Consider the following 22,504-nt stretch of genomic DNA (forward strand, 5'->3'; position numbering starts at 1 on the left):
AGTGACAGTAATTGGCCCCTCCGTGCTGTCAACTGGGCTTGCACCGAAACAGCGTTGCGCGGACGCGACTTTCTGCGGAAAAAGGTCGAATGGACACGCTCTTGGAAAGCCGACCAATTCACCGCAAGGGGCTTGTTGCGGCGGTTGCGCTCTTGTATCGGCAACGAATATTGTTCACCGTGAGTGAAATAATCTGCAGATTCTCCGGCGAGGCGACATGACGAAAAAGACTTCCGATCACAGGCGCGGTGCCGATCCTGTCGCAGCCAAGACAAGGCCATCGCCGAAAGGCATTGGCCCGAACGGCCGGACGATCCGCACGCCGCTGACCCAAGACCCGCATGCCATTCGGGACACGCGTGAAAAAGTGCTGGAGGTCGCGATCGGCCGCGAGGTCCGGGCATTCCGCAAGAAGCTCGGCATCACCGTCGCCGATCTGGCTGCCGCCACCGACATTTCGCTTGGCATGCTGTCGAAGATCGAGAACGGCATCACCTCGCCGTCGCTGACAACCTTGCAGGCCCTGTCACGGGCGCTCGGCGTTCCCGTCACCGCCTTCTTCCGCCGCTTCGAGGAGGAGCGCAGCGCCGTCTTCGTCAAGGCAGGCGAAGGGCTCGATGTCGAGCGCCGCGGCACGCGCGCCGGCCATCAATACAATCTGCTCGGCCATATCGGCTCCAACACCAGCGGCGTCGTCGTCGAACCCTATCTGATCACGCTGACCGAGGATTCCGACGTGTTCCCGACCTTCCAGCACGAAGGCATGGAATTCCTCTATATGCTCGAGGGCGAGGTGGTTTACCGGCACGGCAGCAATCTCTACCCGATGAAGCCCGGCGACAGCCTGTTCTTCGACGCCGACGCGCCGCACGGGCCGGAAGTGCTGACCGTCCTGCCAATGCGCTATCTGTCGATCATCTGCTACCCGCAGAGCGCGGGGCGAGGAACCCATGTCTTGAGAGGGCAGCGCGGAACATCAGCAGAAAAGTCAATCCGGCCCAAAGCCCGGCGACGTCACGCTCCCGTCATCCAGCTTCGACAGCCATTCGACCAGCGTCGCGCGGTAGCGCGTCAGACCTTTGTAATTGGCGAGTTCCTCGGGCAGGTCGCGGATGACGCGGTGCAGGCGCCGTGCCCATTTCGGCTGGCTCACCAGCTCGTCCATCTTGATCAGGTAGCAGCGGATCGGGAAGACGATCGCGTTCGAGCGCGGCAGCCGCCAGAAACTCTGCAGCTCGACGCGCAGATGGACCTTGTCGCCGACGTTTTCCGGCGTCACCGTGGCGCGGTCCGGACCCCATTTGTGGTAATTTTCCGGGCTGGTATCGAGGCGCGGATTGATGGTCATCGTCCAGTTCAGCCGCCGCGCCGGCTTGCCCTGCTGGATGTTGGTGAGGAACTTCAGCGCCCGCACGAATATACCCTTCTCATGCGCCAGCGGCACCGGCGCGTGCCATTCGAAGAAATTCATGCCGATGTCGAAATCGAGCGACCAGTCGGCCTGGGTGGTGACCATGCCGGCATCCATCCACAGATTGCCGTCGCGCTGGTCGAGGATGCAGAAATCGCCCTGGCTCTGTCGGGTGATATATTCCATCGGCCCATAGGGCAGCGTCGAGACGTCACCGAAGGTGAAGCTGTCGTCGATGCCGAGCGGCCGGTTGATCCAGCGCCAGCGGTCGCCGTCGCGGGTCAGCGTGAAGTGCTCGGGATAGCCCAGCGCCTGCTGCTCCATCAGCAGTTCGAGCAGGTCCCAGCCGGCCAGCGTCATATGCGGCAGCGACTGGCAGCGCAGCGGATCCTCGGCCAGCACCAAAGCGCGGTCCTGCATCTCGGCGACATAGTGCTCGTCGACGTCGATCAAATTCTCCAGCACGCTGCCCTTCGGCCCGACGACATGCGGCTCGATATTGACCGCATACATGTAGCTGTCTTCGTGGAACGGGAACGGAAACCGCCTGATGTGCTCGGGGCTGTTCCTGAAGGTGAAGTCGTCGCGGAAGGTTTCCTTGCGAAAGGTGATACCCAAGCTCGCCTCCTATCTTTCCAGCACCAGCGACCGACCCTCGAAGCGCGACACGCAGGGCATGATCTTGCAGCCCGAACGGTGGTCTTCCTCGCTCAGCCAGTTGTCGTTGTGGATGAATTTGCCGTCATGGGAAATGACGTTGGTCTCGCACTGGCCACAGACGCCGCCGCGGCAGAGATAGGGCGGATCGACGCCGGCTGCCTCGATCGCCTCGAGCAGGCTCTGCTGCTCGTCGACGCGGATGGTCTTGCCGCTGAGCGCCAGCGTCACGTCGAATGGCGCGCCGGGCTGCGGGGCCGCGAAATGCTCGAAATGCACGGTCTCCGAAGGCCAGCCAAGAGTCGCCGCAGTGTCGCGCACCCAGCCGATCATGCCGGACGGGCCGCAGACATAGAGATGCGTGCCGAGCGGCTGCGACGACAACAGCCGGTCGAGATCGACGCGCTCGTCGCGGTCGTCATGATAGAGCCTGACCCGGCGATCGTAGCGCTCCCTGAGCAGATCGGCGTAGGTGCCGAGCGAGGCGGTGCGGCAGGTGTAATGCAATTCGAAATTGCCGCCTTCCGCCGCCAGTTGCGCGGTCTGCGCCATGAACGGGGTGATGCCGATGCCGCCGGCCAGCATCAAATGCTTCCTGGCGCGCAGATCGAGCGAGAACAGATTGACGGGGTAGCTGACCACCATCTCCGTGCCCGGCCTGACCTGCCTGTGCATGAACAGCGAGCCGCCGCGGCCGGCGTCGTCGCGGCGCACCGAGATGGTGTATTCGCGGGTGTCGAGCGGCGAGCCCATCAGCGAATAGGGATTAAGCCTGGTGCGTTCGCCGTCGCGCATCTCGACGACGACATGGGCGCCGCCGGAGAATGTCGGCAAAAGCCCGCCGTCGCGCTGGCGGAAGTGGAAGCGCGTCACCAGCTCGTTGACCGGAACGACATCGCTGACGACGACGTCGAGCTTGGTGGTGCCGGTGCTCATCGAAAGACCTCCTCGATCGGAGGAATTTCGCTGCGGTCCTCGGCGTTGATGCAGACGCCCTGGAACGCGGCGAGGCGCCGCGAATAGTGGTCGCGCACCAGAAGCAAGAGGCCGCAATGCGAACAGGTTGCCGGCTGCGTCGTCACGTTCTCGGTGATGCCCTTGCAGTGGACGCACTGCATGCGGCGCGCCAGCGAGCCGCGATGCTCGGTCTGGATCGAGGTGTGGTCGATACCGGCTTCGAGCGCCGCCTGCATGGCCTGGCCGATCAGCCCTTCGGTGCCGGCCAGATAGAGCCTGAGTCCCATATGCGCGTTGGCCAGCGTCTGCTTCAGTCGCGGCAGGGCGCTAGCAAAGGAATGGCCGAGGTAAAACTGCGCCGGCTTCAATGCTTCGAGCGCACCGGCATATTTGCCGTCGCCGCCGGGAATGAAGATGATGTGGGCGCCGCCGAAGAAGTCCGCCGGTGCCTTGGCGGCCAGATCGGCAATGGCCAGCACTCCCTCTGCATCCGCTATGAAAAGATGATGCTTGCCGGGCTGCGGAGACAGGGTCCCATAGACCGGCCGGCTGATGATGCTTTTCGCTGCCATACCCGCAGTATGCCTCAGCCTTTCGCCGTGCGCTTGGTCTTCTTCGGATCGTCGAAGGGAAGCGGCTCGGCGGTTGCGCTGATAGCGCCGCTCTTGTTGCGGATCTCGAGCCTAGTGCCCGGTACCGCGCAATCGACGTCGAGCCGGGCGATGCCCATCGATTTCCTGACCAGCGGCGAATACATGGCGCAGGTCACCACGCCGACCTTTTTGCCGTCGCGATAGACCGGCGCGCCCTCGTCGGCCGGCTCCCTGCCTTCGAGCAGCACGCCGAAGATCTTGAAGCGTTCCTTGTCCTTGAGGCGATAATGCTCCTCGGCGCCGCGAAAGCCCGTCTTGCCGGGGCTGACGGTGAAGTCGAGGCCGAGCTCCCACAGCGTGTCGCCGGGGCCTTCGTTCTCGAACGGATATTTCTGCGAATTGTCATAGGGGTAAAACAGCAGGTAGCTCTCGACGCGCAGCATGTCGAGCGTGGTGAAGCGGCACGGGATGATGCCGGCGCTCTTGCCCTCGTCGAGGATCCTGTCCCAGATCGTACCGGCGTCCTGGCCGCGGCAGAAGATCTCGTAGCCGCGCTCGCCGGTGTAGCCGGTGCGCGAGATCATCACCGGGAAGCCGAACAGCTGCGTCTGCATGTGATGGAAATAATTGAGGTCGCGAATGCCGGGCACATGCTTTGCCAGATAATCGATAGCTAGCGGGCCCTGCAGCGAAAGGTCATGCAGATTGTCGTCGAAGCGCAGCGACACGTCACGACCGACCGAAGCGCGCTGCAGCTCTTCATGGCCGGTGCCCGAGCCATGCACAACCGTCCAGGCGTTCGGGCCGGTGCGGTAGAGGATGCAGTCGTCGGTGAATTTTCCCGCCTCGTTCAGCATGCAGGCATAGGCCGACTTGCCGGGATAGATCTTTTCGACGTCGCGCGTCGTCGCCAGGTCGATCAGGTGAGAGGCGTGGGGCCCGGTGATGTGGACCTTCTTCAGGCCGGACACGTCCATCAGGCCGGCCTTGGTGCGGATGGCGATGTACTCTTCGTCGGCGTCCTTGTCGTAGGTCCAGGCGGTGCCCATGCCGCTCCAGTCCTCGAGCTTCGAGCCGAGCGCCCGGTGGCGGTCCGCAAGGGCCGAAAATCTCCAGGATGCCGTCATGGGCTTGCTCTCCTCAATAAATTGCCGACGCTTCGCCGGCGCAGAGGCCAGCGACGAACAGCGCGCATATTGACTCAAAACTCCAAAAGCGCGCAATACTAAGATGCAAAAAGTTTTACTCAGAGGCAAGGATTCCAACTGAACAGAGGGGACTTAGAATGGAAGGGAATCTCAACGCTCTAACGACCATTTTCACCGAGTTCTATTATTGGGTGACCATCGTCATGATGTTCCTCATCCATGTCGGGTTCTGCACCTACGAGGTCGGCGTCTCGCGCCGTCGCAATCACCTGAAAACGCTTATGAAGAACGCCATGGCGATCCCGATCGTCACGGTCACGTTTTATTTTTTCGGCTGGTGGATCTATTTCGGATTTCCCAACGGGCCGGGCATCACGGGCGGGCTTGCGACCGCACCGTTTGCCGAACCATGGAATCCGCTGATGGCGACCCATCTGTCCGGCGTCAATCCAGGCGAACCCGGCGTCACGCCTACCGACGCCGCGCTGTGGCATCGGCTCAATGGCGTGTTCTGGGGCGCCTTCCTGCTGTTCTCGATCACAACGGCGTCGATCATTTCGGGCTCGATCATCGAACGCGCTCGCTCGGGTGCGTTCTGGATCGTGGCGGTGCTGATCGGCTCGGTCCTGTGGATCCTCGACGCGGCTTGGGGCTGGCATCCGCAAGGCTGGATGGTGAAGCTCTGGGGCTATCACGACGCCTATGCATCCGGGGTCGTGCACGCAATCGCCGGCGGAGCGGCGCTCGCCTTCCTCATCGTGCTCGGACCGCGCATCGGCAAATTCAGGCCGGACGGCACGCCGCGCGATATCCCGCCCCACAATGTATGGCTGGTCACGATCGGACTGTTCCTCATCTACACCGGCTTCTGGGGCTTCTATGCCGCCTGCAACATTCCGCTGATCAGCCCGGCCACGATTGCCGGCCAGATCACCGGCGAGACCTGGACAGCAACCAACATCTATCTTGCGCCGACGACCCTCTCTGCGGTCACCTTCAACTTTCTGATGTCGCTGTCGGGCGGGATGATGGCCGGCTACATCGTCTCGAAAGGCGATCCTTACTGGACGTTCTCGATGGGGCTCTGCGGCATTATCTCGGCCTCGGCCGGCAACGACCTCTATCACCCGATCCAGGCGATGCTGATCGGCGCGATCGTGCCAACCATATGCTATAAGCTGCACTACTTCGTCGAGCGCCGCTTCAAGATCGACGACGCGGTGGGCGCCGTTGCCGTGCACGGTTACGGCGGTTTTCTTGGGGTCGTCGTGGCGGGCTTCATGCTGTGGGGACAGCCGTCATCGCCCTATGAGGGCTTCGCGCACATCAACCCGCTCGGCAATTTCGCGGGCGCGGTCTTGATGTTCGTGCTCGGTTTTGCCCCGACCTTTGTCGTCTGCAAAATCCTCAACAGCATGGACCTGCTGCGCGTGCCGAAGAAGGTCGAACTCGAGGGTGTCGACTTCGCGCTCAATCATGCGTTCGATGCGTCGGTCCGCGAAGTGGGAGCCGCCGAAAAGGCCATGATGAGCGACAAGGCCATGGTGAAATAGTCAACGGACAAGGAGAACCGCAATGTCGACCAATGGAATGGAAAGCTGGGCCGTCGACCTCAAGGACGTCGGCGCGATCTACCCGTTTCAGGGCTCCGAAGTGCTGATGGTGATCATCGGCCTCGTCTTCTGGATCGGATGGCACGTCCTCCAGACGCGCCACGAGAACGCTGAAATCGAGGCCGATATGGCCGCGGATCGCAGCGGGGACGAGACAAGAGAGGCGATCGACCGTTACTAAACCTACGCTCTTTTCGCCTGGCGCGTTGGGCGTCAGGCGATTTGTTTGACATGAAAAAAAGTTTCATGTCAGTTGAATTTGCTCTGCGAAGCTGATAGCACCGAAATCATATCTCACCTCGGGAGCCTGACATGTGCGGAATCGTCGGACTGTTTTTGAAAGACAAGTCGCTCGAGCCTCAACTCGGCTCGATGCTGTCGGAGATGCTGATTTCGCTCAGCGATCGCGGTCCCGACAGCGCCGGCATCGCCATCTATGGCGCGCCCTCCCATGAAGCCAAGATCACCATCCAGTCGGCCAAGCCGGAGCGCGATTTCCGCGGCCTCGACGCCGAACTCGCCAAGGCGATCGGCGCGCCGGTGAGCATTGCTGCGAAGTCGACGCATGCGGTGGTCAGGACGGCGCCCGCCAAGATCGACGAAGCGCGCGAGGCGATCCAAGCGCTGCGCCCCGACATCCGCATCATGGGCGCTGGCGACGTCGTCGAAATCTACAAGGAAGTCGGCTTGCCCGAAGCGGTCGTCGACCGTTTCGGCGTCCGCGAGATGACCGGCACGCACGGCGTCGGCCACACCCGCATGGCGACCGAATCGGCGGTGACGACGATGGGCGCGCATCCGTTCTCGACCGGCGCCGACCAGTGCCTGGTGCACAATGGCTCGCTGTCCAATCACAACAATGTCCGCCGCGAGCTGGTCCGCGAAGGCATGAAATTCGAGACCGAGAACGACACCGAGGTCGCTGCCGCCTATCTCACTTCGCAGATGGCGCATGGCAAGAATCTCGGCGAGGCGCTGGGAGGCACGCTGAGCGACCTCGACGGCTTTTTCACCTTCGTCGTCGGCACCAAGAACGGTTTCGGCGTGGTGCGCGACCCGATCGCCTGCAAGCCCGCCGTGATGGCCGAAACCGACCAGTATGTCGCCTTCGGCTCGGAATATCGTGCGCTGACCAAACTGCCCGGCATAGACAATGCGAAGGTCTGGGAACCCGAGCCCGCAACCGTCTATTTCTGGGAGCATTGAGCTGATGCCGGCAATTAACCTCTCCAAGGCCGCGCGTGAGCCGGGCCAGGCATCGAGGGTCTTCGACCTGGCCGAAATGTCACTGCGCGAGCTCAACCGGGCGCTGCACGATCTGGCGCCCGGTTCCAATGAGACCGCCTGGGAGGTGCTGCACCCGCGAGGCAGCCATTCGGTCGCCGTCGGCGTCGACCAGCCGGTCGCCATCGATGTGCGCGGCAGCGTCGGCTATTATTGCGGCGGCATGAACGACGGCGGCACCATCACCGTGCATGGTTCGGCCGGACCCGGCGTCGGCGAGAACATGATGTCCGGCCAGATCGTCGTCAAAGGCGATGCCAGCCAGTATGCCGGCGCCACCGGCAGGGGCGGGTTGCTGGTCATCGAAGGCAATGCGTCGTCGCGCTGCGGCATCTCGATGAAGGGCATCGACATCGTCGTCCATGGCAATATCGGCCACATGTCGGCCTTCATGGCGCAGTCCGGCAATCTCGTGGTGCTGGGCGATGCCGGCGATGCGCTCGGCGATTCCATCTACGAGGCGCGGCTTTTCGTGCGCGGCAAGGTCGAAAGCCTCGGCGCCGATTGCATCGCCAAGGAGATGCGGCCCGAGCATCTCGAATTGCTGCAAAATCTGCTCGACCGCGCCGGCGTGACCGGCGTCAAGGCGGCGGAGTTCAAGCGCTACGGCTCGGCGCGCACGCTTTACAATTTCAATATCGACAACGCCGACGCGTATTGAGGCTCAATGACCTATCGCAACCCGCCGACGACGCCGCGCACATCCGCGACCTTCGACGACTACACGCTTTCCGAGATCCGCCGCGCCGCGGCGACCGGCATCTATGACATCCGTGGCGCCGGCGCCAAGCGCAAGCTGCCGCATTTCGACGACCTTCTGTTCCTCGGCGCCTCGATCTCGCGCTACCCGCTCGAAGGCTATCGCGAGCGCTGCGACACCAGCGTCGTGCTCGGTTCGCGCTATGCGAAAAAACCGATCGAATTGAAAATCCCGATCACCATTGCCGGTATGAGCTTCGGCTCGCTGTCCGGCCCGGCGAAGGAAGCGCTCGGCCGTGGCGCGACGCTGTCGGGCACCTCGACCACCACCGGCGACGGCGGCATGACCGAGGAAGAGCGCGGCCATTCGAAGACGCTGGTCTACCAATACCTGCCGTCGCGCTACGGCATGAACCCGCGCGATCTGCGCCGCGCCGATGCGATCGAGGTTGTCGTCGGCCAGGGCGCCAAGCCCGGCGGCGGCGGTATGCTGCTCGGCCAGAAAATCTCCGACCGCGTCGCCGAAATGCGCACGCTGCCGAAAGGCATCGACCAGCGCTCGGCCTCGCGCCACCCCGACTGGACCGGGCCGGACGACCTCGAGATCAAGATCCTCGAACTGCGCGAGATCACCGACTGGGAAAAGCCGATCTACGTCAAGGTCGGCGGCGCGCGGCCCTATTACGATACCGCGCTTGCGGTGAAATCGGGCGCCGACGTCGTCGTCGTCGACGGCATGCAGGGCGGCACCGCCGCAACCCAGGAAGTGTTCATCGAAAATGTCGGCCAGCCGACGCTCGCCTGCATCAGGCCGGCTGTACAGGCGCTGCAGGATCTCGGCATGCACCGCAAGGTGCAGCTGATCGTCTCCGGCGGCATACGCAACGGCGCCGACGTCGCCAAGGCGCTGGCACTCGGCGTCGATGCGGTGTCGATCGGCACGGCAGCGCTTGTCGCGCTCGGCGACAATGATCCGCGCTGGGAACCGGAATACAACGAGCTCGGCACCACTGCCGGCGCCTATGACGACTGGCATGAGGGACGCGACCCGGCCGGCATCACCACGCAGGATCCCGAGCTGATGAAGCGGCTCGATCCGATCGCGGCCGGACGACGGCTGGCGAATTATCTTAAGGTGATGACACTTGAGGCTCAGACGATCGCCCGCGCCTGCGGCAAGAACAGCCTGCACAATCTCGAGCCCGAGGATCTTGTGGCCTTGACGATCGAAGCCGCCGCCATGGCCGGCGTGCCGCTGGCTGGCACCAACTGGATACCGGGCAAGAACGGCTTCTAAAACAACCAAATGCCAGTAAGCGAGGAACTATAATGGGGAACGATCTCGCCGCCTTCGCCAAGGAGAAGGGCGTCAAATATTTCATGATATCCTACACCGACCTGTTCGGTGGGCAGCGCGCCAAGCTGGTGCCGGCGCAGGCGATTGCCGACATGCAGCGGGACGGCGCCGGCTTTGCCGGTTTCGCCACCTGGCTCGACCTGACGCCGGCGCATCCCGACATGCTGGCGGTGCCGGATCCGGATTCGGTGATTCAGTTGCCTTGGAAGCCCGAAGTCGCCTGGGTCGCCGCCAACTGCATCATGGACGACAAATCGGTCGAGCAGGCGCCGCGCAACACGCTGAAGCGACTGATCGCGGAGGCCGCCGGCGACGGCATGCACATCAAGACCGGCGTCGAGGCCGAATTCTTCCTGATCTCGCCGGACGGCAAGACGATTTCCGACGAATACGACACGGCGTCGAAACCCTGCTACGACCAGCAGGCGGTGATGCGCCGCTACGATGTCATCGCCGAGATCTGCGACCACATGCTGGCGCTCGGCTGGGGCGCCTACCAGAACGACCACGAGGACGCCAACGGCCAGTTCGAGATGAACTGGGCCTTCGACGATGCGCTGGCGACCGCCGACAAGCATTCGTTCTTCAAATTCATGGTGAAGTCGGTTGCCGAAAAGCACGGCCTGCGCGCAACCTTCATGCCTAAACCCTTCCAGGGCCTGACCGGCAATGGCTGCCATGCGCATATCTCGGTGTGGGACAAGGACGGCAATACCAATGTCTTTGCCGATAATGCGATGGAGCTCGGCCTGTCGGCAAAGGGCAGGAATTTCCTCGGCGGTATCATGAAACATGCGTCGGCGCTTGCCGCGATTACCAACCCGACGGTCAACTCCTACAAGCGCATCAACGCACCGCGCACCATCTCCGGTGCCACCTGGGCGCCGAACACGGTGACCTGGACCGGCAACAACCGAACCCACATGGTGCGCGTGCCTGGTCCCGGCCGCTTCGAGCTGCGCCTGCCGGACGGCGCGGCAAACCCCTATCTGCTGCAGGCGGTGATCATCGCCGCCGGCCTTGACGGCGTCCGCTCCAAGGCCGATCCCGGCAGGCGCTACGATATCGACATGTACCAATTCGGCCATACGGTGGAAGGCGCGCCGAAACTGCCGCTCAACCTGCTCGACGCGTTGCGCGAGTTCGACAACGACAAATCGCTCAAGGCGGCGCTGGGTGAGGAATTCTCGTCGGCCTATCTAAAGCTCAAGCAGCAGGAATGGAATTCCTATGCTTCCCACTTCACCCAGTGGGAGCGCGACCACACGCTCGACATCTAATCCGGAATTGTTGCACGCCCGGCGCGAAACAGGTTCATGAAATACTCGATCTTCTCCCTCGCCCGGGCGGCATTTTCCGGCCACAAGAACTGGCAGCGCACCTGGCGCGACGCGAGCCCGAAGAGCCACTACGACGTGGTGATCATCGGGGGCGGCGGCCATGGCCTGGCGACGGCATGGTTTCTCGCCAGTGAATACGGCATCAGGAATGTCGCCGTGCTGGAAAAGGGCTGGATCGGCTCCGGCAATGCCGGCCGCAACACCACCATCATCCGCTCCAATTACGGGCTGCCCGGCAATACCGGTTTCTACGAGCTGTCGATGAAGCTGTGGGAACGGATGGAGCAGGACCTCAACTACAACACCATGGTCAGCCAGCGCGGCGTCATCAATCTCTACCATTCCGACGCGCAGCGCGACGCGTACGCGCGGCGCGGCAACACCATGCGCATCAACGGCATCGATGCCGAGCTGCTCGATCTGGCGGCCGTCAGGAAGATGATGCCGTTCCTGAACTTCGACAATGCGCGCTTTCCAGTGCAGGGCGGGCTTTTGCAGCGGCGCGGCGGCACGGCGCGCCACGACGCCGTGGTCTGGGGCTATGCGCATGCGGCAAGCGCGCTCGGCGTCGACATCATCCAGAATTGCGAGGTGACCGGCTTTGTCCGCGACGGCAGCGGCAAGGTGACCGGGGTCGAGACATCGCGCGGCAGGATCGGCGCCGGCAAGGTCGGCATGGCGGTCGCCGGCTCCTCGTCGCGCGTCGCGGCAATGGCCGGCATGCGGCTGCCGATCGAAAGCCATGTGCTGCAGGCCTTTGTCTCGGAGGCGATCAAGCCGCTGATCCCCAATGTCATGACGTTCGGCGCCGGGCATTTCTACGTCAGCCAGTCCGACAAGGGCGGCCTGGTGTTCGGCGGCGACATAGACGGCTACAATTCTTACGCCCAGCGCGGCAATCTGCCTGTCATGGAAGACGTCTGCGAAGGCGGCATGGCGCTGATGCCGATGATCGGCCGGGTGCGGCTGCTGCGCCAGTGGGGCGGGATCATGGACATGTCGATGGACGGGTCGCCGATCATCGACAAGACGCCGGTCGACGGGCTCTATCTCAACGCCGGCTGGTGTTATGGCGGCTTCAAGGCGACGCCCGGCTCCGGGCTCGTCTTTGCCCACCTGCTGGCACGCGACGAGCCGCACAAGGAGGCTACCCGCTTCCGCCTCGACCGCTTCCGGCGAGGTGCGATGATCGACGAAAAGGGCCAGGGCGCCCAACCGAACCTGCATTGATGGCTGGCTGAAGAGAGCATGCGCATTGTCTGTCCCTTCTGCGGCGAACGCGAACTCGGCGAGTTCACCTATCTCGGCGACGCCAAGCCGGTGCGTCCGGCCGCCGACGTCTCCGAAGACGAGGTCTTCGACTATGTCCACCTGCGCGACAATGTCGCCGGGCCGATGAGCGAATACTGGTATCACGGCGGCGGCTGCCGGGCCTGGCTGAAGGTCGCCCGCAACACGCTGACGCACGAGATTTCGTCGGTCGAGCCGGCGGCGGGCGCTGGTGCCGCCAAGGTTTGCGCCTGATGGTTGGCCCTGCGCAGACACATCGGCTGGAGAGCGGCGGTCTCATCGATCGCGCCGCGCCGCTGGGCTTCCGCTTCGACGGCAAGAGCTTTGCCGGCTTCCAGGGCGACACGCTAGCCTCGGCGCTGATCGCCAATGCCGTCAAGCTGGTCGGCCGCTCGTTCAAATACCATCGGCCGCGCGGCATCCTGACAGCCGGGTCGGAGGAGCCCAACGCGCTGGTCGAACTGCGCAGCGGAGCGCGGCGCGAGCCGAACACCAAGGCGACCACAGCCGAGCTCTATGACGGGCTCGAAGCGGCCAGCCAGAACCGCTGGCCGTCGCTGCGCCACGATTTGATGGCGGTCAACCAGCTGTTCGCGCCGATCTTCGTCGCCGGCTTCTACTACAAGACCTTCATGTGGCCGGCGAAATTCTGGGAAGCGGTCTACGAGCCGGCGATCCGCCGCGCCGCCGGCCTCGGCCGTGCGGCGGGCGTTGCCGATCCCGACCATTACGACAAGGCGTGGGCGCATTGCGACGTGCTGATCGCCGGTTCCGGCCCGGCCGGACTGGCTGCGGCATTGGCGGCCGGGCGCAGCGGCGCCCGCGTCATCCTGTGCGAGGAAGATTTTGCGCTTGGCGGCCGCCTGCTCGCCGACGGCGGCATGATCGACGGCGAGCCGGCAGCCGAATGGATTTCGCGCACGCGGGCCGAACTCGCAGCACTGCCCGATGTCCGCATCATGAACCGCACGACATTGTTCGGCGTCTATGATGGCGGCACCTATGGCGCCATCGAGCGGGTCAACGACCACCTGCCCTCGCCGCCCGAGCACCAGGTGCGCCAGCGGCTGTGGCGCATCGTGGCCAAGCGCTCAATCGTTGCCGCCGGCGCCATCGAGCGGCCGATCGTCTTTGCAGGCAACGACACGCCGGGCGTTATGATGGCTTCGGCAATGCGGACCTATGTCGCGCGCTACGCGGTTACCCCTGCCAGGAGGATCGCCCTGTTCACCAACAATGCGGACGGCTGGCGCACGGTCGAGACCGCGCTTGCCGCCGGATTGACGATCGCGGCGGTCGTCGATGCGCGCCCGGACGTCTCCGCCGCGCATCGCGCGCTTGCTTCCAAGGGTGGCTTTCCGGTGCTGAGCGGTTCGGTCAGCGGAGTCGAAGGCGGCAAGGACGGTGTCCGGAAAATCGCGGTGGCACTCACTGGCGGCGCACGGGCGGAAGTCGAAGCCGACGGGCTTGCCGTCTCCGGCGGCTGGAATCCGGCGGTCGGGCTGACCTCCTACCATCGCGGCCGGCCGAAATGGCAGGACGATATATCAGCCTTCGTGCCGGATGGTGCGCCGCCCGGCATGGTGGCGGTCGGCGCCGCCAACGGCGCCTTCGGCCTGGGCGACTGCCTGCGCCAGGGATTTACCGCGGGTGCTGCGGCAGCGCAGAGCGCTGCACGAAGCGGCGATGCCGGCACATCGCCGGTCGCCGACGATGAGGCGTTTTCGCTGACGCCGCTCTGGCACGTCGCCGGCAAAGGGAAAGCCTTCGTCGATTACCAGCATGACGTGACCGCGTCCGACATCGAACTCGCGCAGCGTGAAGGTTTTGAATCCGTCGAGCATCTCAAGCGCTATACGACGCTCGGCATGGCCACCGACCAGGGCAAGACCTCGAACGTCGCCGGTCTCGCCATCATGGCTGCGGTGTCAGGCAAATCCATTCCCCAGACCGGCACGACGATCTACCGGCCGCCCTACGTGCCGGTCGCCATCGGCGCCTTCGCCGGCCATCATCGCGACGAGAATTTTCACGCGACACGACTGACGCCGTCGCACCACTGGGCAGCCGAACAGGGGGCGGTGTTCGTCGACACCGGCCTGTGGAAACGGGCGCAATGGTATCCGCGCGCCGGCGAAAAGGACTGGCTGGAATCGGTTACCCGCGAGGTCAAGGCGGTGCGCTCCGGCGTCGGCTTCTGCGACGTCTCGACGCTCGGCAAGATCGACGTGCACGGCCCGGACGCCGGCGCCTTCCTCGACCGCGTCTACATCAACACCTTCTCCAATCTTGCTGTCGGCAAAGCCCGCTACGGGCTGATGCTGCGCGAGGACGGCATCGTCTATGACGATGGCACCACGTCGCGGCTGGCCGAGGATCACTATTTCCTGACCACCACCACCGCCAAGGCCGGGCTGGTGATGCAGCATCTCGAATTCTGCCGGCAGGTGCTGTTCCCCGAATTCGACGTGCAGTTGACCTCCGTCTCCGACCAGTGGGCGCAATTCTCGGTGGCCGGGCCGAAGACGCGGGACCTGCTTTGCGAAATCGTCGATCCGGCGGAGGATCTGTCGAATGAAGGTTTTCCGTTCATGGGGGCGCGGGAAGTCGCGCTTCGCGGCGGCATCAGAGCGCGGCTGTTCCGCATCTCGTTTTCGGGCGAAATGGCGTTCGAGATTTCGGTTCCCGGCCGTTACGGCGAGGCGCTGGTGCGCAATTTGATGCTGGCCGGTAAGCCGTTCGGCGTGACGCCCTACGGCACCGAGGCGCTCGGCGTCATGCGCATCGAAAAGGGCCATGTCGCCGGGCCGGAGCTGAACGGCACGACGACGGCCGCCGACCTCGGCCTCGGCAAGATGATGTCGACCAAGAAGGATTTCATCGGCCGTGTCATGGCCGGACGCGCGGCGCTGGTTGCGCCGGACCGGCAGGTCGTGGTCGGCATCAAACCGGCCGACAAGACGCGCCGCATGCGTTCCGGCGTGCATATCATCCCGAAGGGCGAGACGCCCGGTCCCGACAACGACCAGGGCTACGTTACCTCGGTCTGCTTTTCGCCGATGCTCGACCAGTGGATCGGGCTTGGCCTGGTCGAGCGCGGCCGCGAGCGCGTCGGCGAGATCGTCAATGCGCACGATCCGTTGCGCGGCGAAGACTACGATGTCGAGCTGTGCAGCCCGGTCTTCTACGATCCGGATGGAGGGCGCCAGCGTGGCTGAGTTTTCCTGGATTGCCCGCAGCCCGCTGGAGAAAGCGCTTGTTGTCGGCGCCTATGGCGCGCGCGGCAAGGCGGCCGGCGTATCGCTCACCGAGATCCGCAATTTCGACCTGATCCAGGTGATGGCGCGGCGCGGCAAGGCGGCGGAGCTGGCAAGCGCAGCGAAAGCCCGCTTCGGCGTTGCCGCCCCGGATGTCCCGAAGGCGGTCCGAGTTCCCGACGCCACGCTGATCTGGTCGGGACCGGACCAGTTCCTCGTCCTGTCGAAGGGCGGCAAGCACGCGATCGAACCACTAAGGCAGGCGTTTGCGCAATCCGCCTCGCTGTCCGACCAGTCGCATGCTCGCGTGCTGATCAGCGTCTCGGGAGAAAAGGCGCGCGCGACGCTGGCCAAACTGTCGTCGCTGGACCTGCACTCGGCGGCGTTCCCGGCCGGCACCGCTGCCGCGACCTCGATCGACCATACCAGCGTCAGTCTGTGGCGCGCTAGTGACCAGCCGAACGGACAGGCGGTGTTCAATCTTCTGGTATTTGCGACGTTTGCCGAAAGCCTGTGGCATACGATGCTGGATTCGGCCGCTGAGTATGGCGTCGAGATCAGCCACAGCGAGGAGTTGGGGTAGGATTGTGCGCTATGTTCCTTCGCCCCTTGTGGGAGAAGGGAAGGGCCGCGCTCCACCCTTCACTTGCCAACTCCGGCTCTTCTATCCTATTCTTCCCGCTAAAATAATTTCACACACAGGCAAACTTGTTTCTCGAACGCAAGGTTGAGATGAGCCAGTCGCCCTACCCCGTAATCGCCGCCGGACCGCCGCGGCCGAGCCTGATCCTGCGGCCCGGCCAGATCGCGCTGCCGGCCGGGATGGAGCGCTATTCGGTTCAGGGCAACGGCACGGTGCTGATCGAGGTCGAGGCCGGCGATACGATCAGCGTGCGCAATGTCGAAGGCGGGCAGGCCTGCGAGCTGCTGGCATGGGACAGCAGCGGCGCGACCGATCCCGGCATTTTTGGCGAGACATCGAACAGCAATGCCGCCGGCATCAAGGCGCTGCTTGCGGAGGGCGGCGACAGCCTCGCACCCTTGCGCCGAGCCCTCGAGCGGCGCGAGGTACAGCTCGACCGGGCAAAGGCGGTTCGCGTCTTCGGCGGGGCCACCCCTGCCGGTGTTGAACAGGGGTTCACCGTCGCCCGCGATGGGTCGATGCTGATTGCGGCGCCCGGCGGGCCAATGCTGGTCGACGGCCACGATACGGCGACGCCGCTTAGCGTTATCGTCCGGCGCGCCACCATTCGCCCGGTGGCGAAATCCAGGCTTGCCGACCCGCTGGCCGATCCCGTGCTCGACCTGCGCGTCCACTCGGCGACGGCGGAGGCCTACTTCGTCAAGGCGGGCGACTATCTGCAGATCATCGATGTCGATGGGCGACAATGCACGGACTTCCAGTGCTTTTCGGCGCGCAAGCTGGACAAGGGACGCGATCATCCGCTCGACGTGACCACGACGCGCACGCTGATGGGCTCAAGCTATCCGATGCCCGGCCTGCACTCGAAATATTACGACCAGGACATGGAGCCGCTGGTCGAGGTTATCCAGGACACTTGCGGCCGGCATGATGCATTCGCACTCGCCTGCGCCGCCAAATATTACGACGACATCGGCTATCCCGGCCATCCCAACTGCTCGGAGAATTTCAACCGCGCGCTGGCCGACAAGGGTGTGACGCCCCGCGCCGGCTGGATGGCGATCAACTTCTTTTTCAACACGGCGATCGACGCGCATGGTGTCGTGGTGGCAGACGAGCCATGGTCGCGGCCGGGCGACTATGTGCTGCTGCGGGCGCTGACCGACATCGTCTGCGTTTCGTCCGCCTGCCCCGACGATACGACGCCGGCCAATGGCTGGAACCTGACCGACATCCATGTGCGAACCTATTCCGGCCAGCACAAATTCTCGCGAGCGATCGCCAGACGCATGACGCCCGATTCGGAACCGAAAATGACCCGCGAGACCGCCTTTCATTCGAGCTTTGCCAAGCACACCCGCAACTTCGTCGAGTACAAGGGCTATTGGCTGGCCAATTCCTTCGCCAGGCAAGGGCCGATCGACGAATACTGGGCCTGCCGGCAAGACGCCGTGATCATGGACCTGTCGCCGCTGCGCAAGTTCGAGGTCACCGGGCCGGACGCCGAGGCGCTGCTGCAATACACGCTGACCCGCGACATCAAGAAGCTCGGCGTCGGCCAGGTGGTCTATTCGGCCATGTGCTACGAGCATGGCGGCATGATCGACGACGGCACGCTGCTCAGGCTCGGCAAGGACAATTTCCGCTGGGTTGGCGGCGACGATCTATCCGGCGAATGGCTGCGCGAAACGGCGCAAAAACTCGGCCTCACCCTGCTGGTGCGCTCGTCGACCGACCAGATGCACAACGTCGCCGTGCAGGGACCGAAAAGCCGCGACATCCTGCGGCAGATCATCTGGACCTCGCCGCTGCAGCCGTCGATCGACGAGCTCGAATGGTTCCGTTTCGCCGTCGCCCGCATCGGCGGCGGCAAGGGCATTCCGATCGTTATTTCGCGCACCGGTTACACCGGCGAGCTCGGCTACGAGATCTGGTGCCATCCGCGCGACGCCGAAAAGGTGTTTGACGCGATCTGGCAGGCCGGCCAGCCGCACGGCCTGAAGCCGATGGGCTTGCTAGCGCTCGACATGGTGCGCATCGAGGCCGGGCTGATCTTTGCCGGTTATGAGTTCTCCGACCAGACCGATCCGTTTGAGGCCGGCATCGGCTTCACCGTACCGCTGAAGACCAAGAGCGACGATTTCATCGGCCGCGAGGCGCTGATCCGGCGCAAGGAAAATCCGCAGAAGAAGCTGGTCGGCCTCGACATCGACGCCAATGTCGCGGTCGGCCACGGCGATTGCGTGCATGTCGGCCGCGCGCAGGTCGGCGTCGTCACTTCCGGCATGCGCTCGCCGGTGCTGAACAAGACAATCGCGCTGGCTAGGCTCGACGTCGCGCATTCGGCGATCGGCACCGAGGTCGAGATCGGCAAGCTCGACGGCCACAGCAAGCGGCTGCCGGCGCGCGTCGTCGCCTTCGCCCACTACGACCCGCAAAAGACCAGGCCTCGTTCCTGATCGACGCCGCCCGGTTCTTCCCTTCTCCGCTTGTGGGAGAAGGTGGATTGGCGCGCAGCGCCAAGACGGTTGAGGGGTGCTGGACGAAGTGCGGCTTTGCCAAGCTGGAACAAAAGGAAAGACCGCACCCGTTGGCAGGGCCAACGAAGCTCGACTGTTTCCCAAGCGCAATGTGCAAAGCGTCACAAACCGCTTGACGTGAAAGCGTGTTGGGTCAATCTTCACTGCTAAGAATAAAATACTACTGAGCGGAAAGACCTGGACCGTCAACGTGAGCGTCGATGACGCCTCGCGAGATTGCGGCTGTTGCCGATGGGGAACATCAAAATGGGGAATTCACGTAAATGAGCACGATAGTCACCACCTTGGTGCCGCCTGCCGAAGGGCAGCTGCACCGGAGCATCGATTGGCGCGGCGCCTTCTGGGTGGCAAGCGGCGTTCCGGCCCTTGTCCTGTTTTCGATCGGCGGCATTGCCGGCACCACCGGAACGCTGGCTTTCCTGATCTGGACAGCATCCATGATCATGGGCTTCCTGCAGTCCTTCACCTATGCGGAGATCGCCGGCCTGTTCCCGAACAAGTCCGGCGGCGCCTCGATCTACGGCGCCACCGCCTGGCTGCGCTATTCGAAATTCATCGCGCCGCTTTCGGTGTGGTGCAACTGGTTCGCCTGGTCGCCGGTGCTGTCGCTCGGCTGCTCGATCGCGGCCGCCTATATCCTCAACGCGCTGGCGCCGGTGCCGCTGTTCACCGACACTTCGCCGGAAGTCGCCGCCTACATCGCGGCCCATGCCGGAACCAGCGCCGCCGACGCCATCGCCGTGGTCACCGCGGCCGCGACGCCGGCGATCCGCAACTGGACGCTCTACGGCCACACGCTTGGCCCGGTTTCCTTCACTTTCAACGCCACCTTCTTCATCGGCGCGGTGCTGATGCTGATCATCTTCTCGATCCAGCATCGCGGCATTCTGGGCACCGCCAATGTGCAGAAATATATCGGCCTGCTGGTCATTATCCCGATGCTGATCGTCGGGGTTGTGCCGATCGTCACCGGCCAGATCGACTGGGCGAATTTTTCGCCGCTGGTGCCGCTGGCAGCAGCCTATGCGCCGGAGCCCGGCGCGTGGAACATCGCCGGCTGGACGCTGGTGTTCGGCGGCATGTTCATCGCGGCATGGTCGACCTACGGTTTCGAGACCGCCGTCTGCTACACCTCCGAGTTCAAGAACCCCGGCACCGATACCTTCAAGGCGATCTTCTACTCCGGCCTGTTGTGCATGCTGCTGTTCATCCTTGTGCCGTTCACCTTCCAGGGCGTGCTCGGCTTGAACGGCATGCTGGCGACGCCGATCGTCGACGGCTCCGGTGTTGCCGATGCGCTGGCCGGCATGGTCGGCGGCGGCCAGCTGATCCATAGCCTGCTGGTGATGCTGATGATCCTGGCGCTGGTGCTCTGCATCATGACGGCGATGGCCGGCTCTTCGCGTACGCTCTACCAGGGTTCGGTCGACGGCTGGCTGCCGCGCTACCTCAGCCATGTCAACGAGCACGGCGCGCCGACACGGGCGATGTGGACCGACCTGGTCTTCAACCTGATCGTGCTGGCCATCGCCTCGGCCGATGCGACAAGCTTCTTCTTCATCCTCGCGGTGTCGAACTGCGGCTACATCATCTTCAACTTCCTCAACCTCAATGCCGGCTGGATCCACCGCATCGACAATGGCCACATCGCGCGGCCATGGAAGGCGCCGAGCTGGCTGCTCGGCCTCGGCGCGATCTTTGCCTATGTCAACGCGGTCTTCATGGGCGCCGGCGCCAAGGTCTGGAACCCGATGGCCTTGTGGGCCGGGCTGATCACGGCCGCCTTGATCATCCCGGTGTTCTGGTTCCGGCACTACATCCAGGACAAGGGCAAATTCCCCGACCACATGCTGGCCGATCTCGGCATGAGCTCGTCCGACCTTGCAACGCGAAAGGCGGGCATGCTGCCATACCTGACGTTGATCGCCGGCGTGGTGGTGATGCTGCTCGCCAACTGGCTGTTCGTCATCTGAGGCTTGCCTTGAGGGATCGGGCGCGCGGTGCGCCCGATCCCCTGCCGGAACATCGAGACGCCCGGCACGCCTATTATTTGAGGCACAGCCCTATTTTGTTCTTGCTTTGTGCCGGCAGCTATGCTACTAATCTGGGTATGGTGCTAATTGGCTCCAAAGACCCGCCTCTCGAGGCGGGTTTTTCGTTTCTGACCCTGTTGGCGCAGGCTCAGCCGATCTTGATGAACACGCCCTTGGTGTTGAGATACTCGTCGAGGTGCTCGGCGCCGCCCTCGCGGCCGTAACCGCTCATCTTGTAGCCGCCGAACGGCACAGCCGGATCGATGGCGTGGTAGGTGTTGACCCAGACCGAGCCGGCCCGGATTTTTTGCGACAGCTGGTGGGCGGCGACGAGATTTTGGGTGAAGACCCCTGCAGCCAAGCCGTAGGGCGTGTTGTTGGCCCGCTCGACCACCTCGTCCAGCGTATCGAATGGCAAGGCTGAAACCACCGGCCCGAAGATCTCCTCGCGGGCGATCTTCATGTCGTCCGAGACGCCGGCAAAGACAGTCGGCGCGACGAAATTGCCGGCGGCAAGTGCGCCTTCCACAAGCCGGGTGCCTCCGGTGACGAGTTTCGCCCCTTCCGCAGTGCCGGCCTCGAGGTAACCGGTGACCCGTTGCAGCTGCTTTTCGGAGACCAGCGGACCGATCTCGGTCGCCGGGTCGATGCCGTCGCCGACCCTGAGACCCTTGGCATATACCGCGAGCCGCTCGACGAACTCGTCATGGACGGCGCGTTCGACAAACAGGCGCGAACCGGCGATGCAGATCTGGCCGGAATTGGCGAACACCGACATCGCGGCCACCGGCACCGCTTTGTCGAGATCGGCATCGGCGCAGACGATGACCGGCGACTTGCCGCCGAGCTCCAGCGAAACGCGCTTGAGGTTGCCGGCCGAGGCGCGCACGATCGACTGGCCGGTCGCCGTCGAGCCGGTGAAGACGATCTTGTCGACGCCCATGTGCTCGGCGAGTGCGGCACCTGCCTCGGTGCCGGTGCCTGTGACGATGTTGACGACGCCTTTGGGAACACCCGCCTCGTTCATGATGTCGGCGATCAAAAGTGGCGTCAGCGGCGCCTCTTCCGATGGTTTCAATACAACGGTGCAGCCGGTCGCCAGCGCCGGGCCGATCTTCCAGATCGACGCGGCGGTCGGCGCGTTCCAGGGAATGATGGCGCCGACGACGCCGACCGGCTCCTTGCGGGTGAAGGAGACGATTTCGCCGGGCAGCGAGTTTTCGATGGTCTCACCGTGCAGCGCCGTCGCCATGCCGGCATAGTAGCGCAGCATGCCAATGACGCGGTTGCGATTGGCGCGGGTGCGTATGATCGGCATGCCCATGTCGGTGGTGTCGGAGCGGCTGATCTCTTCCCAGTGCTTTTCGAAGAGGTCGGCGATCCTCAGCAGCAGCACCTGCCGCTCATAAGGCTTGAACCGGCTCCACGGTCCCTCGAACGCCTTGCGGGCTGCAGTCACCGCCAAGTCGATGTCCTGGCGGTCGCCGCGCGGCACGGTGGCGATGACCGCGCCGGTGGCGGGGTTGCGGCTCTCCATGGTCCGGCCGGAGCGGGCATCGACCCAGGCGCCGCCGATGAACATCTGGCGATGGCGCCCGTCGATCGGCAGCCGCAACGCCGCCTTTGTCTGAGCCATGGTCATAACCGTCCTCCTCCGGCGCCTACGCCTGGTGGGCGGATTA

General features: G+C 63.9%; 17 protein-coding genes and 1 pseudogene. 13 read left to right on the top strand and 5 right to left on the bottom strand.

From position 1 onward, the window contains the following. Positions 1 to 217 precede the first annotated feature (217 nt). Positions 218 to 940: pseudogene (locus AC0L2P_RS08270) on the top strand (helix-turn-helix domain-containing protein); the annotation flags it as partial. A 48-nt stretch (positions 941 to 988) separates the two neighbouring features. Here the strand turns inward: AC0L2P_RS08270 and AC0L2P_RS08275 are convergent. From AC0L2P_RS08275 to AC0L2P_RS08290, 4 genes are read right to left on the bottom strand one after another with little or no spacing between them, the layout of a single operon-like run. Further along, complete coding sequence (locus AC0L2P_RS08275; protein ID WP_473500727.1) at positions 989 to 2,029, bottom strand: heme-dependent oxidative N-demethylase family protein; 1,041 nt, start codon at positions 2,027 to 2,029, stop codon at positions 989 to 991. 9 nt (positions 2,030 to 2,038) lie between these two features. After that, entirely contained in the window at positions 2,039 to 3,004 is a 966-nt protein-coding gene (locus tag AC0L2P_RS08280; protein WP_473500728.1) for a PDR/VanB family oxidoreductase, read from the bottom strand. Next, complete coding sequence (locus tag AC0L2P_RS08285; RefSeq protein ID WP_473500729.1) at positions 3,001 to 3,597, bottom strand: dimethylamine monooxygenase subunit DmmA family protein; 597 nt, start codon at positions 3,595 to 3,597, stop codon at positions 3,001 to 3,003. The genes AC0L2P_RS08280 and AC0L2P_RS08285 overlap by 4 nt, the downstream gene beginning before the upstream one ends. Positions 3,598 to 3,611: 14 nt before the next feature. After that, complete coding sequence (locus AC0L2P_RS08290) at positions 3,612 to 4,745, bottom strand: aminomethyl transferase family protein (RefSeq protein WP_473500730.1); 1,134 nt, start codon at positions 4,743 to 4,745, stop codon at positions 3,612 to 3,614. Between the two features lie 158 nt (positions 4,746 to 4,903). Here AC0L2P_RS08290 and AC0L2P_RS08295 point away from each other — a divergent pair, with 158 nt between their 5' ends. The 12 genes from AC0L2P_RS08295 (at position 4,904) to AC0L2P_RS08350 (ending at position 20,762) form a co-directional block, all read left to right on the top strand. Then, entirely contained in the window at positions 4,904 to 6,319 is a 1,416-nt protein-coding gene (locus AC0L2P_RS08295) for an ammonium transporter (protein WP_473500731.1), read from the top strand. A gap of 22 nt (positions 6,320 to 6,341) precedes the next feature. Then, positions 6,342 to 6,560, top strand: coding sequence for a hypothetical protein (locus AC0L2P_RS08300; protein ID WP_006330135.1), 219 nt, complete (start codon positions 6,342 to 6,344; stop codon positions 6,558 to 6,560). Positions 6,561 to 6,691: 131 nt separating this feature from the next. After that, on the top strand, positions 6,692 to 7,585 hold the full coding sequence (locus AC0L2P_RS08305) for a class II glutamine amidotransferase (RefSeq protein WP_473500732.1): 894 nt from the start codon (positions 6,692 to 6,694) through the stop codon (positions 7,583 to 7,585). Between the two features lie 4 nt (positions 7,586 to 7,589). Further along, positions 7,590 to 8,324: a GltB/FmdC/FwdC-like GXGXG domain-containing protein gene (locus AC0L2P_RS08310; RefSeq protein WP_473500733.1), complete on the top strand. Its 735-nt coding sequence runs from the start codon at positions 7,590 to 7,592 to the stop codon at positions 8,322 to 8,324. Between the two features lie 6 nt (positions 8,325 to 8,330). Beyond that, positions 8,331 to 9,659, top strand: a complete 1,329-nt coding sequence (locus AC0L2P_RS08315; RefSeq protein ID WP_473500734.1) for an FMN-binding glutamate synthase family protein — start codon at positions 8,331 to 8,333, stop codon at positions 9,657 to 9,659. Positions 9,660 to 9,691: 32 nt separating this feature from the next. Beyond that, on the top strand, positions 9,692 to 10,999 hold the full coding sequence (gene glnT / locus AC0L2P_RS08320) for a type III glutamate--ammonia ligase (RefSeq protein WP_473500735.1): 1,308 nt from the start codon (positions 9,692 to 9,694) through the stop codon (positions 10,997 to 10,999). Positions 11,000 to 11,035: 36 nt separating this feature from the next. Then, positions 11,036 to 12,289: a sarcosine oxidase subunit beta family protein gene (locus tag AC0L2P_RS08325; RefSeq protein ID WP_473500736.1), complete on the top strand. Its 1,254-nt coding sequence runs from the start codon at positions 11,036 to 11,038 to the stop codon at positions 12,287 to 12,289. An 18-nt stretch (positions 12,290 to 12,307) separates the two neighbouring features. Beyond that, on the top strand, positions 12,308 to 12,583 hold the full coding sequence (locus AC0L2P_RS08330) for a sarcosine oxidase subunit delta (RefSeq protein WP_473500737.1): 276 nt from the start codon (positions 12,308 to 12,310) through the stop codon (positions 12,581 to 12,583). After that, complete coding sequence (locus AC0L2P_RS08335) at positions 12,583 to 15,567, top strand: sarcosine oxidase subunit alpha (RefSeq protein ID WP_473500738.1); 2,985 nt, start codon at positions 12,583 to 12,585, stop codon at positions 15,565 to 15,567. The genes AC0L2P_RS08330 and AC0L2P_RS08335 overlap by 1 nt, the downstream gene beginning before the upstream one ends. Then, on the top strand, positions 15,560 to 16,189 hold the full coding sequence (locus tag AC0L2P_RS08340; protein ID WP_473500739.1) for a sarcosine oxidase subunit gamma: 630 nt from the start codon (positions 15,560 to 15,562) through the stop codon (positions 16,187 to 16,189). The genes AC0L2P_RS08335 and AC0L2P_RS08340 overlap by 8 nt, the downstream gene beginning before the upstream one ends. 149 nt (positions 16,190 to 16,338) lie before the next feature. Then, positions 16,339 to 18,708 (top strand): DUF1989 domain-containing protein, encoded by a 2,370-nt coding sequence (locus AC0L2P_RS08345; RefSeq protein ID WP_473500740.1) that lies wholly within the window; start codon positions 16,339 to 16,341, stop codon positions 18,706 to 18,708. A 344-nt stretch (positions 18,709 to 19,052) separates the two neighbouring features. Further along, positions 19,053 to 20,762: an APC family permease gene (locus tag AC0L2P_RS08350; protein WP_473500741.1), complete on the top strand. Its 1,710-nt coding sequence runs from the start codon at positions 19,053 to 19,055 to the stop codon at positions 20,760 to 20,762. Positions 20,763 to 20,970: 208 nt separating this feature from the next. Here the strand turns inward: AC0L2P_RS08350 and AC0L2P_RS08355 are convergent, their stop codons facing one another. Then, on the bottom strand, positions 20,971 to 22,464 hold the full coding sequence (locus AC0L2P_RS08355; protein WP_473500742.1) for an aldehyde dehydrogenase family protein: 1,494 nt from the start codon (positions 22,462 to 22,464) through the stop codon (positions 20,971 to 20,973). Positions 22,465 to 22,504: the final 40 nt, after the last annotated feature.

This window comes from Mesorhizobium sp. WSM4836, from assembly GCF_055811815.1.